Raw genomic sequence first — 1,523 nt, 5'->3', positions numbered from 1 at the left:
GCAAGCAATAGGGCGAGTGCAGGCAATAGGATTTTTTTCATTGGATATTCCTTCGTTGAAACCGGTTACGGTATCGTCGGATTATAACGAATAATGTTTAGGCCGTCTGAAACCGTAAACGGAAAGTCTTTCAGACGGCCTTGTCTTTGATGGTGCAAATCTTATTTTTCCAACCAAATCAGGCTGACCATGCGGCCGGTTTGTCCGTCACGGCGGTAGGAGAAGAAAGTATCGCGTTCCAAGACAGTGCAATGGGTGCCGCCATAAATCATGTTCACGCCTTCGCGATGCAGAATCATACGCGCCAAAGCGTAAATGTTGGCAAGGTATTTGCCGCCGCCGATGTCTTCAAACGCATCGACAGCTTCCGGCATGGGGGTGCAAAACGCATCAAATACATCTTGCCCCACCTCAAACGCATCAGGGCCGATGGCAGGGGCGAGATAGGCCATGATTTCCAGTGGCTCGACATTCATTGCCGCAATGGTATTTTGCAAAACGCCACAGGCCAAACCGCGCCAACCTGCATGAGCCGCCGCAACAACTGTACCTGCTTTGTCGCAAAATAAGACAGGCAGGCAATCGGCAGTCATTGAGGCGCAGGCAACCGTACCCGTCGTATCAACCGAAGCATCGGCATCAGGCGTATTACCTAATGCTTCTGCGGCATTCACAACAATGGTGCTGTGGATTTGATTAAGGTAGGCAACGGGCAGGCCGACTTGTTCCTGTACGATTTCGCGGTTGCGGAGTACGGCTTCCAGATTGTCGCCGACGTGCGAACCGACATTCAGGCTGCGGTACACGCCTTCGCTGACACCGCCGTTGCGCGTGGTAATAAGCGTTTTGACATTGGCAGGGGCAGGCCAGTCGGCAGTCAAAAAGTTCTTGCCTTGCGGGGCGAGGTTTAGGGTATCTGTGATGGTTTTCATGGGGTAGTTGGGGTTTTAGGGAGATTTAAATACTCTGTTAGAGATATTAGAGTGTAATAAATATATATAAGTAATTTTTGATGGAGTGTGGAACATTCACTCCAATTCAGTTTAGATGATATTTGCCCCGTTTCAGAGTACGTTTCAATACCAGCTTGCTCTAATGGAACATTAAAAAACTGAAGAGGCTCAATATCTGATTCAACAGTATTCTGAATGCTTTCGAATTTTCCTTGGTCTATTTGTTGTCCGATTCGATGGGCGAGGCGGTTTCTAATTGTATTTACATTTGTAAAAATTTTATATCCCCAATCAGGCAGTCCTAAAGTTTTAGCCATTTTTAGTTTATGATCGAAACTGATTGTGATTTTCTGTTCTTCCTTATCTTTTCTCTCTTGAAACCAAAACATTTTTTCTTGGTTGCAAATGCTACATATATAGAGTTCCAAAAACTGCTCGCAGATTAAATGGATTCTGAGAACTGCACCGATTTCATCATTTGTTTTCAACCCATCTTCTATTGTTCCCAAATTTTCTATCATTAATTTGGAAAATAACAAATTAAACATTTCTATATTCATATTATTTGAC

Annotated in this window: 2 protein-coding genes; both read right to left on the bottom strand. The window is 44.6% G+C overall.

All coding sequences use genetic code 11. The features are described from left to right. Nucleotides 1-161: 161 nt before the first annotated feature. The gene (gene pgeF / locus ACTHUT_RS20330; RefSeq protein WP_250600333.1) at nucleotides 162-932 is read right to left on the bottom strand and encodes a peptidoglycan editing factor PgeF; all 771 of its coding nucleotides are present in this window, start codon (nucleotides 930-932) and stop codon (nucleotides 162-164) included. After that, nucleotides 929-1,523: hypothetical protein (locus ACTHUT_RS20325; RefSeq protein WP_440419608.1), on the bottom strand; the 595-nt coding region annotated here is incomplete at its 5' end. The genes ACTHUT_RS20325 and pgeF, both read right to left, overlap by 4 nt.

Source organism: Neisseria sp. P0022.S010, from assembly GCF_051956635.1.
This window is presented reverse-complemented; position numbering and strand designations above follow the sequence as displayed.

Bases quoted from the DNA above. Each gene is read 5' to 3' on its own strand.
- pgeF (WP_250600333.1), bottom strand. From the start codon at position 932: ATGAAAACCATCACAGATACCCTAAACCTCGCCCCGCAAGGCAAGAAC.